The organism is Providencia sp. PROV188, from assembly GCF_027595165.1.
Classification (GTDB): Bacteria; Pseudomonadota; Gammaproteobacteria; order Enterobacterales; family Enterobacteriaceae; genus Providencia; species Providencia lanzhouensis.
Window position 1 is genome coordinate 1,298,221 of record NZ_CP097291.1, and the last position, 14,876, is coordinate 1,313,096.

Genomic DNA, 14,876 nt, shown 5'->3' on the forward strand with positions numbered 1-14,876 from the left:
TAAAAACAAAAAAACACCCCATTAAGGGGTGTTTTGCAATTCATCAGATTCCAAATTGAATCTTAAAGCACTTTTACAATAGCATCACACAGCGGAACCATGTTTTCCAGTGTTAAGCCAGCCACGTTGATGCGGCCAGAACTTACTGCGTAGATACCAAATTCGCTACGTAGACGCTCTACCTGCTCTTTAGTTAGCCCACTGAAGGAGAACATACCATTTTGGTTGATGATGAAGCTAAAGTCTTGTTTAGCGCCTTTCTCTTCCAATGTTTTAACCAGCAGTTGACGCATACGTTTAATACGTTCGCGCATTGAGGTCAGTTCTTGGATCCACTCAGCTTTTAATGTTTCATCAGACAGGATAGTGGTAACCACCGCCGCACCGTGTGCTGGTGGGTTGGAGTAGTTAGCACGAATAACCGCTTTCGCTTGGCTAAATGCGCGCTCTGCGTTATCGCTATCTTTGGCGATGATGGTGCAAGCACCCACACGCTCATTGTACAGACCGAAGTTTTTCGAGAATGAGCTGGCAACAATCATTTCTGGGTTGTTTTTGGTGAAAATGCGTAAGCCTTCTGCATCTTCATCTAAACCTTTCGCAAAACCTTGGTAAGCGAAGTCGAATACAGGTAATAACCCTTTTTCAGCACACAGAGCAGCCAGTTGAGTCCATTGCTCTGGCGTTGGGTCAATACCAGTTGGGTTATGGCAGCAGCCATGGAGAACAATCACATCACCAGCAACCGCAGATGACAGGCTGTTTAGCATGCCAGCAAAGTCCATACCGTGGTTGGCTGCATCGTAGTAATTGTAAGTCAGCACTTCTAAACCAGCTGCTTCGAAAATATTCTTATGGTTAGGCCACGTTGGGTTGCTGATCCAAACACGCTTTGCGTTAGTTTGTTTAGCAATGAAATCGGCTGCGATACGCAGGGCACCTGTACCACCTGGTGCTTGCGCCGTACGAGCACGTTGTGAGCTGATGATTTCATGGTTAGCACCAAACAGCAGCGTTTGAGTGACACGACCAAACTCCGGCATTCCGCTAATCGCGAGGTAGTTTTTGGTATTCTCGTTGTCTAGCAGGAATTTCTCTGCTTTTTTGACGGTGTCTAGAACAGGGGTTTTACCTGATTCGTCTTTGTAGACACCGATACCGAGGTTGATTTTGTTATCGCGAGGATCAGCACGGAAACTATCAGCAAGACCGAGGATAGGGTCAGCTGGGGCAGAAATGATTTTCTCAAACATATTGTCGATTCCAAAACTCTGTGGTTTAGCTGAAAAGAGGTACAACGGAAAATGTCGAGCTATCAGAGTAACTTGGAAGAGGGTTTTTGCCAATTGTTTTACTAAAAATTGGTGTGATCTTGTGAGCTAGATAGCCATTACATCAAATTTAACCAAAAATTGAGTATAGACCAGTGAGTTAATCTAATTAGTGGGATTATTAACAAATAAGAGGGTTAGCCGATTCGATGATGGAGGAATAAAATGCGAGCAATAAAAAAGCAGCGCCGGAGCGCTGCTTTCAAAAACATGATTTACTGTTTTCAGATTATCAGTTAACTGATAATTAGAATTGGTAAACTAAGCCCAGACCAACTACGTTGTCAGTGCTGATACCAGCTTTCTTAGTAAATTCATCTTCATCTAACAGGTTGATTTTGTAATCAACAACTGCAGACATGTTTTTGTTGAAGTAGTAGTAAGAACCTACAGAGATATATTTAACTAAATCGTGGTTATCTGCACCATACATATTCAGGTTTTTACCTTTAGATTGGTTATAACCTAAAGATGGTTTCAGACCGAAGTCGAACAGGTACTGAGCCACTAATTCAACGTTTTGAGTTTTATTAGCGATTGTATCAGTGCTGCCATAGCGAGTAGTATTCAGTGTTTCACCGTACATTGCTGCTAAGTAAACATTGTTAGCATCAAATTTACCACCAACGTTCCATGCTTGAGCACGTTCGCCAGTTGCACCACTTGTTGTAGTGTTTTGGTTTGGTGTACGGGAAGAGTTAGAGTAACCACCACCCAGAGTCACGCCCCAACCTAAGTCATAAGCGGTAGAGAAACCGTAACCGTCGCCGTTATTTTCGTAAACGTTTTTAGTACCTGATTTGTTTTGGTCGCCGTTTTTACCTTGGTATTGCAGAGCGAAGCTCAGGCCATCAACATAACCGAACATGTTGTTGTTACGGTAAGTCGCTAAGTTACGGTTACGTGAAGTCATGAACGTGTCAGCTTGAGCCATAGTGTCGCCGCCCCATAATGGGAAAACGTCGGTCCATGCGTTCGTGTCATAGATAACACCGTAGTTACGGCCGTAGTCGAAAGAACCGAAATCTTTGAATTTCAGACCAGCGTAAGCTAAACGGTTTTTGTTTTCTGCGTTAACTTCACCTTTGTTAGTCTTAGTTTCCCACTCGAAACGACCAAAACCAGTCAGTTGATCAGTGATTTGAGTATCACCTTTGATACCTAAACGAACACGTGAATCGTCACCGTCTTGGCTTTTAGCGTTGCTGTCTTCGCTAACGCGAGCATCAGCAAAGTAATGACGAACGTCAACTTTACCGTACAGGTCTAATTTGTTGCCGTCTTTGTTGTAGATTTCAGCTGCGTTTGCTGCACCAGCAGCTAACAGAGCTGGGATAACCATTGCAAGAATATTGCGTTTCATCATTATTATTACCCTCATTGGTGTTATTCGGACACCTGCCACTGCCAAAAATAATCCATAAATTTCTTTTGAACTATTTATGAGAGATTAGTGTCGTCTTTAGTCGGCGTCCAGTGTTCCATTGGTAGATAAATTTATCTACCCCCAAAATGCTACAAAAACGAAGATTCTGAAACAAATGGTAACAAGGTGTTTCTAAATGTAAAAAATAGAGTAAAAAATAATCACTCATCCTACCAGTTGAAAAAATTTTACAAAAAAGAGGGAACTTTTTTGAAAGACAAATTGAACTTTTTTCGAACGATATCATTCATTGATGAGGGAAAAGTGTACTGACAAATAAGAATGGGAACACGCTTAAAGCAGATTATTCTTAGTCGGAATAGGAATCGTTAATAAAAAAGCAAAAAATAGGGTAGTAAAAGGAAAACTGTGACAGTGCTCTCAAAATATTCAATCAGGGCCAATAGTTAATAATAAACAGTAGAGATAACAATATCGGGCCACTTAGTGACCCGATATGAATAACCATTTAAGCCGTATAACGGGCAATAGTCATTAGAATGCCGCGTTTCTTGGGGTACGTGGGAATGGGATCACTTCACGTACGTTGCTGACGCCAGTGACGTAAGCAATTAAACGCTCAAAACCAAGACCGAAACCGGAGTGTGGCACGGTGCCGTAACGGCGCAGATCACGATACCACCAGTAATCTTCTTTATTCATGCCCATTTCTTCTAAACGTGCATCCAGTCTATCTAAACGTTCTTCGCGCTGAGAGCCACCGATGATTTCACCAATGCCAGGGGCTAAGACATCCATCGCAGCAACGGTTTTACCGTCTTCATTAAGGCGCATATAGAAAGCTTTAATATCTTTCGGGTAGTTTTTAACCACAACTGGCGCTTTAAAGTGCTGCTCTGCTAAGTAACGCTCATGTTCTGAAGACATATCGACACCCCAATAAACTGGGTTTTCGAATTTCTGACCGCAGGTTTCGAGGATTTTGATCGCATCGGTATAGTCAACTTGAGCAAAATCAGAACTCACAAAACGTTCCAGACGGTTAATCACGTCTTTATCGACACGTTCAGCAAAGAATTCAAGGTCATCACGACGTTCGGTTAATGCCGCGTTGAATGCATATTTCAGCATTTCTTCAGCAAGACCTGCGATGTCATCTAAGTCAGCAAATGCAACTTCAGGCTCTAACATCCAGAATTCAGCCAAGTGGCGGCTGGTGTTGGAGTTTTCAGCACGGAAAGTTGGACCAAAGGTGTAGATTTTGCTTAATGCAGTCGCATAAGCTTCGCCGTTCAGCTGACCAGAAACCGTTAAGAAGGCTTCGCGACCGAAGAAATCTTCGCTGAAATCCACTTCGCCTTTGTCATTACGTGGCAAGTTGTTGTAGTCCAGTGTAGAAACACGGAACATTTCACCCGCACCTTCAGTATCTGATGCAGTGATAAGTGGGGTAGAAACCCAGAAGAAACCCTGTTCATCAAAGAAACGATGCAGAGCTTGCGCTAATGTGTGGCGAACACGTGCAACAGCACCGATTAAGTTAGTGCGTGGGCGCAAGTGAGCGGCTTCACGTAAAAATTCGACGCTGTGGCGTTTGGCTGCCATTGGGTAAGTATCAGGATCTTCGACCCAACCAACGACTTTCACGGACGTTGCTTGCAATTCAAAAGATTGGCCTTGACCTTGAGATTCGGTCACGACACCGGTGACTTCCACAGAGCAGCCTGTGGTTAAATGCAGGACTTCGTCATTATAATTAGATAAATTATTATTGATGATAGCCTGTAATGGGTTAAAGCATGAACCGTCATAAACGGCGAGGAAAGAAAAACCAGCTTTTGAATCTCTCCTTGTACGTACCCAGCCTTGAACGGTGACTTCAGAGCCCACCGCCACACGGCCTTGCAGTACATCGACTACAGGCGCAACGATCATAAAAATTACTCTCTTTTAAATAATATTAACGATATGAGATGACGAGTATGCGTTATTGGGGTTGACTGCTTAAGGGTTTACAAAGAAACACTATATAAGAAGAAAACTCACGATAAGAAAAAGCGATAACCCGACATCTTTTCCGAAATCCCATATTTCAGGGGTAATCTGCTATGTTACTTGCCATTTGGCAGGAAACAAGTAAAAAATCGCTATCGGGTTATTAATTTGTTTTTAGCAGGCTTTTTCCATTTTAGGAAGGTCAAAGGCTTTGCGTAGCTGATTCACAAATTCATCATCTTCACAGATGGTTTTTCCTGGGCTATCGGATAATTTAGCAACGGGCTTGCCATTACATTCCACCAGCTTGATCACGATATTCATCGGTACCACGTTCGGAATGTTGCAAGTGAGTCTTGTGCCAATACCAAACACTAAATTGATCCGTTTATGGAAATAGTGGTATAGCTCTAAGGCTTTTTGCAGGTCTAAATTATCGGAGAACACCAACGTTTTACTCAGTGGGTCAATGCCCAATTTTTGATAATGGGCGATGGCTTTTTCACCCCATTCAATAGGATCCCCAGAATCGTGGCGTAATCCTTGGTAACGATTAGCAAATTCGCGGTCAAAATCACGCAAGAAAGCATCCATCGTAATACAGTCGGTGAGGGCGATACCTAGATGATTTGGGTACTCATCCAGCCAGCTTTGTAGGGCTTCACGTTGGCTATTGGCGAGTTCAGGGCTTATCTGTTGATGAGCTTGGAACCATTCATGCGCTTGAGTGCCTACAGGCATTAAGCCCAATTCACGAGCCAATTTGTAGTTACTGGTACCCACTAAATAAGGGAATTCTTGCTTGAGCATACCCACGATAGCCGCTTGCACTTTATAGGAAAAACGGCGGCGAGTACCGAAATCCATCAACTTAAAACCCGATAGATTCAATTGGCGTTCGCTGGCTTCTTGATAAAATAGCTCCAGTAATTTGTGCAGTTGGTTAACGGCATCATCAGCGGTAATGGTAGGGTGTCTGTCACGTTGAACAATTTCACTCACTAACGCTAACAGTGGCACTTCCCACATAATCACTTCGCGCCACGGACCACTGATGCGTATGGCCAGTTGACCATTATCAGCGACGCTGACGACAACTTGCTCAGGATTAAAGCGGAATGTTTTTAGCCACGAGAGGTAGTCTTCGGTGAAAAAGGGCAGAGTACGCAGGTACTGATATTCATCATCCGAAAGAGAAAGCTGTGCCATCAATTGAATCTGTTGTTCAATCTCATTGGCATAGGCACCTAAAATATCACTGCTACGGCAACGAAATTCAGCGACAACGGGAACTTGGTTGTAGCGGTGAAAAACGGCTTGCTGCATATGAAGCTTATAAGCATCGGTATCCAGCAGTGATGTAATAATCGGTGTTACGTCTAAATTCATGCGCGCAGAGTTCCTCGCGGAGCTGACTAATTGCTAAATCGTTAAAGTTGAAAAAGTATACCCGCTTTAACAAAAGATAGAAGTTTTATTCTATCTGTATGTTGTTGGAAGATAATTCAACTTTAATCCACCCAATTAACTGTTGAGTTAAACGCGTTCAACGTGGTCATTATTCTAAACGAATCTTCATTTACTGTTCGATAACATACTCAGAACAATAATCACTGAATGATACTAACATGTAAATTTAGATTTAATAGATCTATAGCACCAACAGGCAAACCGCATGCCCACAAAGTTGGATACTACTCTCATAAATTTGATGGGAAATAATAGAAAAATATCGCAATTTGTGATGAAAATGTTTCTCAAGTCCATTCACATTAGTTCATCTTATAGTATTGTATACAGTAGAAAGAGACTATGACACGGATATAACGAATAAAAAGGTTACCTATGACTCAGTTAAGACAAGCGAAATATCGTCAAGATTATCAAGCACCTGATTATACAATTACAGAAATATTCCTTGATTTTGACCTTGATCCCGCCAAAACCAAAGTGACCGCTATCAGTAAGGTGAAACGCCTTAATCCGCAATCTTCCACCTTAGAATTATTTGGTGAAGATTTAACTCTTATTAGCCTTGAAGTCGATGGTAAAGCGTGGACAAACTATAAAGAAGAATCAGGCAAGCTTATCATTGAATCGCTACCAGAGGCGTTTACACTGAGTATTGTTAATGAGATTAGCCCTGAGAAAAACAGTGCGTTAGAAGGTTTATATGTTTCTGGTGAAGCTTTGTGTACTCAGTGCGAGGCAGAAGGTTTCCGCCACATTACTTATTACCAAGATCGCCCCGATGTTTTAGCGCGTTACACCACCAAAATTACAGCAGACAAATCTCGCTATCCTTATTTACTTTCTAACGGTAACCGCATCGCGGAAGGTGAATTGGACGATGGTCGCCATTGGGTAAAATGGGAAGACCCATTCCCGAAACCAAGTTACTTATTTGCACTGGTCGCAGGGGACTTTGATGTGTTACGCGATGAGTTTGTGACTCGCACTGGTCGCAAAGTCGCATTAGAGCTGTTTGTTGATAAAGGCAACTTAGACCGTGCGCCATGGGCTATGAAATCCCTGCAAAATGCAATGAAATGGGACGAAGAGCGTTTCGGTTTAGAATATGACCTTGATATTTATATGATTGTTGCCGTTGATTTCTTCAACATGGGTGCAATGGAAAATAAAGGTCTGAATGTATTTAACTCGAAGTACGTTTTAGCGAAAAGCGAAACTGCCACAGATAAAGATTATCTGAATATTGAATCTGTGATTGGTCACGAATATTTCCATAACTGGACAGGCAACCGTATTACTTGTCGTGACTGGTTCCAATTAAGTTTAAAAGAAGGGTTGACCGTATTCCGAGATCAAGAATTTAGCTCTGATTTAGGTTCACGTTCAGTTAACCGTATTAATAATGTCAAAGTCATGCGGGCGGCGCAGTTTGCGGAAGATGCAAGTCCAATGGCTCACCCGATCCGCCCTGAAAAAGTGATCGAGATGAACAACTTTTATACACTGACAGTGTATGAAAAAGGGTCTGAAGTTATCCGCATGATCCACACTTTGCTTGGAGAAGAGATGTTCCAAGCAGGGATCCAGCTGTATGTTCATCGCCATGATGGTAGCGCTGCAACCTGTGATGATTTCGTGCAGGCGATGGAAGATGCATCGAACGTGGATTTGTCCCTGTTCCGTCGCTGGTATAGCCAATCAGGAACGCCAGTTTTGACCGTTCGTGATGAATACTCGCCAGAGAAGCAACAATATACGCTGCATGTCAGCCAAATGACGCCACCAACTGCCGACCAAGCAGAAAAACAGCCTCTGCATATTCCATTGGATATCGAATTGTACGGTGAAGATGGTGCAGTGATCCCACTTAAGCGTGATGGAAGCTTGGTGAACTCAGTCTTAAATGTCACTCAAGCGTCACAAAATTTTGTATTTGACCATGTGACTTCTCGCCCAGTGCCTTCTTTATTACGTGAATTTTCTGCGCCAGTAAAATTGGATTATCCATATACAGATGCACAATTGGCATTTTTAATGCAGCATGCGAGTAATGAATTTTCTCGCTGGGATGCGGCGCAGCAACTGATTAATAACTATGCCAAAATTAACGTGGAAAAACTGCATAAAGGGGAAGCGCTGGTCCTGCCTGAGCATGTTGTGGATGCATTCCGCGCTGTATTGCTCAGTGACAATATTGACCCTGCATTAGCTGCTTTAATTTTGACTCTGCCTTCAGAAAATGAAATTGCCGAGCTGTTTACCGTTATTGATCCTGTGGCAATCCATAACGCGATTGATTTTATCCACTCTACGCTAGCAAATGAAATGCACGATGAATTCTTAACTGTTTATCGTTCGATTAAAATTGATGGGTATCGTGTAGATCACGGTGATATTGCACTGCGTTCACTGCGTAATACATGCTTGCAATATTTGGCGGCAGCGGACGATCGTGAGTTAGCGAATAAGCTGGTGGAAGCTCAATATCGCAGTGCGGATAATATGACCGATTCACTCGCGGCATTAACCGCTGCAAACGAAGCGGGCTTGCCATGTCACGCTGAGCTGATGTCAGATTTTGACGATCGTTGGCACCATGATGGCTTGGTGATGGATAAATGGTTTACGCTGCAAGGCACCAATCCAGCTAAAAACACTCTGGAAAAAGTACGTGAATTATTAAATCATCGCTCATTTAGCATGACTAACCCGAACCGTGTTCGTGCATTAGTGGGTTCATTTACAGCAGGCAACCCGGTGAACTTCCACGCAGAAGATAGCAGCGGTTATCAATTCCTGTATGAGATCTTAGTGGATCTGAATACTCGCAATCCACAAGTGGCATCGCGATTAATTGAGCCATTAATCCGTTTTAAACGTTATGATGCGAAGCGCCAAGATTTAATGCGTGAGGTTCTGGAAAAACTCAAAGGGTTAGAAAACCTTTCTGGGGATCTGTTTGAGAAGATAACTAAAGCGCTAGAAAGTTAATTCTTAGGATAGTAGGCAGTTAATTCTGAGAATAAATGCATGTAAGCCCTTAGATTTTCGAGTCTAAGGGCTTTTTTATGGTAGAAGATCAAAACAATTAGCACTTTTAGTGATATTTTCATGGATTATTACCCCACAGTTGGGGTAGCATATGTGCCGTTTTATCAAGCCAATCTCACTTGTATACTCACAAACCCTATTTGGTAAAACAGGTTTGGGGGTATTTTTGCACGCGCTGAGTTTGAGTGTGTCGTGTAGAGAAATGCATATTCAATCGTACTTAGACAGAAAGTAGGTTAATAGCTATGTTATATCACCTTGCCCGAAAGGCACTGTTTCAGCTCGACCCTGAAAAGGCCCATGAATTAACGTTTCGTCAGCTTCAGCGTTTAAACCACTCTCCTCTCCAATTCCTCCTTCGTCAATCCATTGCAACCAAACCCGTTACCTGTATGGGACTCTCCTTTAAAAATCCATTAGGCCTAGCCGCAGGACTCGACAAAAATGGCGAGTGCATTGATGCGTTTGGTGCTATGGGATTTGGTTTTGTAGAAATTGGAACCGTTACACCACGTCCTCAAGATGGAAATGACAAACCAAGATTATTCAGAGTTGTTGAAGCGGAAGGGATTATTAACCGCATGGGTTTCAACAATAAAGGGGTTGATAACCTTGTTGAGAACGTTAAAAAATCAACCTACGGCGGGATTATCGGGATTAATATTGGTAAGAATAAAGATACGCCCGTTGAGCATGGTAAAGACGATTATTTAATTTGTATGGATAAAGTGTATGCCCACGCAGGGTATATCGCGATTAATATTTCATCACCAAATACCCCTGGATTACGCACATTACAATATGGGGAAGCGCTGGATGATTTATTAAGTGGCATCAAAGAGAAGCAATTAGCATTGCAATCACTCCATCAGAAATATGTTCCTGTTGCGGTCAAAATTGCACCGGATTTAACTGAAGAAGAAATTGTGCAAGTGGCTGACAGTTTAGTGAGACATAATATTGATGGCGTTATTGCGACGAACACCACATTGGATCGTTCTTTAGTTCAAGGTTTAAATTACTGTAATGAAGCGGGTGGTTTAAGTGGTCGTCCGGTGCAATTAAAAAGTACCCAGGTCATTAAACTTATTTCCCGTGAATTAAATGGAAAGTTACCAATTATTGGTGTTGGTGGTATTGATTCATTAACTGCAGCCAGAGAAAAAATGGAAGCAGGGGCATCATTAATCCAAATTTATTCTGGTTTTATTTACCACGGACCAAAATTAATAAAGGATATTGTTAATCACATCTAAAAAATGGTGATTAATTATACAAGGGGGGTTTATTTATTCCCCCTTTTATCCTATATTAAGATTGAACATAAATTATATCCATTAAATGACAAGTTATACGTGTAGTTGTGCACTATATAGTTTTCGCTCATCTGATTAATTCGTTTTTAAAAAAGCCGACATTGACGTTTGCTTAATATTGATCAGTCTGTCGTGTATCTTTTTCTTTTAAGCTTTAGGATATAACAGAGATATGTTTAAAGGGATCTTAATAAAGGATCCAAAACAAAGCTTATTTGCTTATAACATCGCTAAAGGATCGTTTATGAATATTAAACCTGATGATCATTGGCGTTGGTATTTTGATCGTGACCATGACAGAGTGATGTTAGATCTCGCCAACGGCATGATATTTCGGTCTTGTTTTCCAGCTAAAATGTTGACTGTTTCTGCGCAAAATGAAATGCCTTTTAGTATTGAAGATGCAGCAGAGTTTTATTTATTTGATGAGCAAGCCAAGAGATTAAATATTAGTTATGAAGAGAGAGCGGAATTAGTCTTAAATAGCCTAGTTGCTTACCGCTTCTTAAAGCCCCAAATGCCAAAAAGTTGGTATTTTTCCAGTTTCCATTTTATGAGTACGCCAGAACGTGGTCAGTTAATTCAAGTGTGCTTAGAAAATACCAATGTTTATTCAACATTTATTATTGCAGAAGCGGGTCACTCAGCAAGCTTATGTTTATTAGCTGAGCCATCATTAGAATTACCGGATCGTACTTTACGATTCTGTGATCCAATTAAGATCATGAACGATCGAATGATGCATTATCAATCGAGAACCAAGCGTCTATTATATGGAAATGCTATGTAATTGATCACTGATGATCATATTCGTATTTCGATTACTTATGTGCGGAATAAAGTTTTCCATGTAAAATAAATAAAATGAAAAATAGGCATGATAAAATTTTTACGATAAATGAAGCTGAAGAATATGGGAAGAATTTATCTTTAATTAAGAGCCTCAACTAAAAAATTATTTTCTTAGTTGAGGCTTTATTTTTATTTAATCAGCTTGATTAAAAGCAAGCTTGATGGCAGTTTTGGGAATACAGCTACAAGCTAAAATATCCCCATTATCTTTGATAGCGCTTTGTTTTAGTGGGGTGACTTCTCCTTCAAGCAGTGAAATTCGGCAACGTCCACAAATTCCCGCGCGGCATGAATAAGGGATAGAAAGCCCGTGAGATTCAAGCTGTTCAAGGATCACATGCTCTGTGTTTCCACTATATTCTATCTCTTCAAAAACTAGGTTTACGGTGGTTGGAGTTGGCTTTGTAGCCTGAGTAATAGGCGCTTCTCTATCGCGTAATGGATACTGTTTTGGCTGCTTAGTTTCTAATACAGTGAGGGTATCTCCTACGCGGATAATCCCCGTATTTTCGATTAATGCATTTTGTCCAAAATCCACATCACCGGTGTCATCCATACGGAAGGTTTGCAGTGTAGCAAGCGGTTCTGCATGGGGGTGTTTGATCCCTTTTTCTGGGCTGACCGTGGTCAAAATACAGCGGCTACAAGGCTTATCTAAGGTAAAGATCACATCACCAATTTGAATGCGTTTCCAGCTATCTTCTTCGAACGGCTTAGCACCGGTAATAATTAAGTTACCGCGAAATTGTTCGAGTTTTACGCTGGCAGGGCAGCGGCGTTGTAGCTCTTGTACTGAGGCTTCATTGATAAGTAAAAATGGGTAGCCATCGGCGAAAGATAAGGGAACGTCTTGGTGCTTTTTGACTCGACGAGATAGTTCAGGACTTAACCATCTTAGTTGGACTGGCTCGTCAAAAAAGCTGCTTAACCAACTATTTATCTCATCAGGTGCAATAAGTGCATGAAAATGATTGCCCCAAACTTCTGTAGGACTCTGCTTCTCATTAAAGTCCTGATACAATACGGTGGCGCTTTCACCATTAGGTGCTTTTAGATAAAGCCCATTATTGAGCATAGCTGGGGTAAATAATAACATCTGCGGATATTTACGCGCAGTGATAAACTTACCTTCTAATGTGGTGACCATAAAGTTACGATCAAACGTCAATCCGCTGATATCAGCGTAACCATGAGATAGACGAATGCCCCTCATTGACTTGACTGGGTGTGTATACAGGCGCGAAAGCGTAATCATTTTTTAATCCTATAATTGTTGTGCAGCAACTTTATGACAAGTGCATGAGATTAGCTATAATGCGCAACAATTTTTCATCGAAATCGGTAATAAATACTATGAATTTTCTGTTTGCCAGCACAGCTCGAGGCCTGGAAGAACTACTGAAAACTGAATTGGAAGCGCTAGGTGCTAGCCAGTGCAAAGTGGCACAAGGGGGCGTCTATTTTCAGGCTGATGACCGTGTGATGTATCAAAGTCTGCTGTGGAGTCGACTGGCATCCCGTATTTTATTACCGCTGAATGATTTCGATGTCTATAGCGACCTTGATTTATATCTGGGTGTTCAAGCGATTGATTGGTCTGAAATCTTCGATGTGAATGACACATTTGTGGTGCATTTCACTGGAACCAACGAAGAGATCCGCAATAGCCAATACGGGGCATTGAAAGTGAAAGATGCCATCGTCGACAGCTTTGTGCGTAAATTAGACCAGCGCCCGAATGTTGCTCGCCAAGAAGCCGATATTCGTATTAACGTCTACTTAAATAAAGAACGCGCAAGTGTGGCACTCGACTTGAGCGGAGATTCACTGCACATTCGTGGTTATCGTGACCTTGCCGGACAAGCACCATTAAAAGAGACGTTAGCAGCAGCAATTATTAGCCGTTCAGGTTGGCAGAAAAATACTCCAATGGTCGACCCTATGTGTGGTTCTGGAACACTATTAATTGAAGCGGCAATGATTGCCGCAGATAGAGCGCCGGGATTATATCGCCAGCATTGGGGATTCAATGCATGGTTGAAACATAACCCTGAATTATGGCGTGAAGTTGTCACGGAAGCTCAGGTACGTTTCCGCCAAGGCTTGAAAGATACCACTTCCCGTTTCTATGGCTTTGATATTGATAAGCGTGTGCTGGATATGGCGCGTGCCAATGCTCGTCGTGCAGGATTGCAAGATTTAATCACTTTCAATCATGGTGATGCAGCGGCGTTGGAAAATCCAGTTAAAACGGATATCAAGGGAACCATTATCAGTAACCCACCATACGGTGAGCGTCTGGAAAGTGAACCGGCATTAATCGCATTACATAGCCAATTTGGTCGTATTGTGAAAGCGCGTTTCCCAGGCTGGCGTTTATCGATTTTCAGTGCATCCCCTGAATTATTAAGCTGCTTACAATTACGTTCTGAACGTGAATTTAAAGCGAAAAATGGTCCACTGGATTGTGTACAGAAAAACTATCAATTAGCGGAAACGCCATCAGAAACTATTGCGGAAATTTCACCAGATTTTGCTAACCGTTTACGTAAAAACCAGAAAAAACTGACGAAGTGGGCGAAGCAGCAAGGTGTTGATTGCTACCGTCTATATGATGCAGATTTACCTGAATACAATGTGGCTGTGGATATTTATGGCGACAAAGTCGTTATCCAAGAATACGCACCGCCAAAAACCGTTGATGAGCGTAAAGCGCGTCAGCGCCTGTTCGATGTGATCACCGCGACAATGAATGTCCTTGAGTTAACCTCGAATCAATTAGTATTGAAAACGCGTCAGCGCCAAAAAGGTAAACAACAGTACGAAAAATTAGCACAGAAAGATGATTTCTTTTTAGTGAATGAATATAACGCTAAATTGTTAGTTAACTTAACTGACTATCTGGATACTGGGTTATTCCTCGACCACCGTATTGCTCGTCGTATGTTAGGTGAAATGAGCCGTGGTAAGGACTTCTTAAACCTCTTTTGCTACACCGGTACTGCCACCGTTCATGCGGGGCTAGGTGGTGCGAAGAGCACAACCTCTGTGGATATGTCTCGTACCTATTTAGAGTGGGCAGAGAAAAACTTGCAAGCCAACCAGCTTACAGGTCGCCAGCACCGTTTAATGCAAGCGGATTGTTTGAATTGGTTAGCCAATACTGATGAGCAATTTGACTTGATTTTCATCGATCCACCGACGTTCTCAAACTCGAAACGTATGGATGGAACCTTTGACGTTCAACGTGACCATGTGCAATTAATCACCCATTTGAAACGTATGCTGCGTCGCGGTGGTACCGTGATGTTCTCCAACAACAAGCGCGGATTCAAAATGGATCTCGAAGCACTGACTGAACTTGGCCTAAAAGCACAAGAAATCACCGCTAAGACACTGTCAGAAGACTTCGCACGTAACCGTCAAATTCACAACTGCTGGTTAATTAGCCACGCAGAGTAAGGAACAGAA

At 42.0% G+C, this 14,876-nt stretch carries 9 protein-coding genes; 4 read left to right on the top strand and 5 right to left on the bottom strand.

Going from position 1 to position 14,876, the window contains the following annotated elements:
- Positions 1-62 precede the first annotated feature (62 nt).
- From M5X66_RS05720 to pncB, 4 genes are all read right to left on the bottom strand, one after another.
- Entirely contained in the window at positions 63-1,253 is a 1,191-nt protein-coding gene (locus M5X66_RS05720) for an amino acid aminotransferase (RefSeq protein WP_108478899.1), read from the bottom strand.
- Between the two features lie 325 nt (positions 1,254-1,578).
- A complete protein-coding gene (locus tag M5X66_RS05725; RefSeq protein WP_270103930.1) occupies positions 1,579-2,697 on the bottom strand; it encodes a porin in 1,119 nt (372 codons plus the stop codon).
- 555 nt (positions 2,698-3,252) lie between these two features.
- Positions 3,253-4,653, bottom strand: a complete 1,401-nt coding sequence (gene asnS, locus M5X66_RS05730; protein WP_154600320.1) for an asparagine--tRNA ligase — start codon at positions 4,651-4,653, stop codon at positions 3,253-3,255.
- Positions 4,654-4,887: 234 nt separating this feature from the next.
- Entirely contained in the window at positions 4,888-6,102 is a 1,215-nt protein-coding gene (pncB, locus tag M5X66_RS05735) for a nicotinate phosphoribosyltransferase (protein ID WP_270103931.1), read from the bottom strand.
- Between the two features lie 456 nt (positions 6,103-6,558).
- Between pncB and pepN the strand changes: the two genes are divergently transcribed.
- The 3 genes from pepN to M5X66_RS05750 all read left to right on the top strand — a co-directional run bounded on the left by pepN (position 6,559) and on the right by M5X66_RS05750 (position 11,343).
- On the top strand, positions 6,559-9,177 hold the full coding sequence (gene pepN, locus M5X66_RS05740; protein ID WP_108478896.1) for an aminopeptidase N: 2,619 nt from the start codon (positions 6,559-6,561) through the stop codon (positions 9,175-9,177).
- Positions 9,178-9,482: 305 nt separating this feature from the next.
- Positions 9,483-10,493, top strand: a complete 1,011-nt coding sequence (gene pyrD / locus M5X66_RS05745) for a quinone-dependent dihydroorotate dehydrogenase (protein ID WP_154609501.1) — start codon at positions 9,483-9,485, stop codon at positions 10,491-10,493.
- Positions 10,494-10,797: 304 nt separating this feature from the next.
- Positions 10,798-11,343, top strand: a complete 546-nt coding sequence (locus tag M5X66_RS05750; protein WP_154600317.1) for a cell division protein ZapC — start codon at positions 10,798-10,800, stop codon at positions 11,341-11,343.
- Positions 11,344-11,538: 195 nt separating this feature from the next.
- On the opposite strand, the gene M5X66_RS05755 is transcribed toward M5X66_RS05750, so the two are convergent.
- A complete protein-coding gene (locus M5X66_RS05755; protein WP_036951710.1) occupies positions 11,539-12,660 on the bottom strand; it encodes a YcbX family protein in 1,122 nt (373 codons plus the stop codon).
- Between the two features lie 98 nt (positions 12,661-12,758).
- Between M5X66_RS05755 and rlmKL the strand changes: the two genes are divergently transcribed.
- Positions 12,759-14,867 (top strand): bifunctional 23S rRNA (guanine(2069)-N(7))-methyltransferase RlmK/23S rRNA (guanine(2445)-N(2))-methyltransferase RlmL, encoded by a 2,109-nt coding sequence (gene rlmKL, locus M5X66_RS05760; RefSeq protein WP_154600316.1) that lies wholly within the window; start codon positions 12,759-12,761, stop codon positions 14,865-14,867.
- Positions 14,868-14,876: the final 9 nt, after the last annotated feature.

Coding starts and splice junctions, on each gene's coding strand:
- M5X66_RS05720 (WP_108478899.1), bottom strand. CDS start 1,253: ATGTTTGAGAAAATCATTTCTGCCCCAGCTGACCCTATCCTCGGTCTT.
- M5X66_RS05725 (WP_270103930.1), bottom strand. CDS start 2,697: ATGATGAAACGCAATATTCTTGCAATGGTTATCCCAGCTCTGTTAGCT.
- asnS (WP_154600320.1), bottom strand. CDS start 4,653: ATGATCGTTGCGCCTGTAGTCGATGTACTGCAAGGCCGTGTGGCGGTG.
- pncB (WP_270103931.1), bottom strand. CDS start 6,102: ATGAATTTAGACGTAACACCGATTATTACATCACTGCTGGATACCGAT.
- pepN (WP_108478896.1), top strand. CDS start 6,559: ATGACTCAGTTAAGACAAGCGAAATATCGTCAAGATTATCAAGCACCT.
- pyrD (WP_154609501.1), top strand. CDS start 9,483: ATGTTATATCACCTTGCCCGAAAGGCACTGTTTCAGCTCGACCCTGAA.
- M5X66_RS05750 (WP_154600317.1), top strand. CDS start 10,798: ATGAATATTAAACCTGATGATCATTGGCGTTGGTATTTTGATCGTGAC.
- M5X66_RS05755 (WP_036951710.1), bottom strand. CDS start 12,660: ATGATTACGCTTTCGCGCCTGTATACACACCCAGTCAAGTCAATGAGG.
- rlmKL (WP_154600316.1), top strand. CDS start 12,759: ATGAATTTTCTGTTTGCCAGCACAGCTCGAGGCCTGGAAGAACTACTG.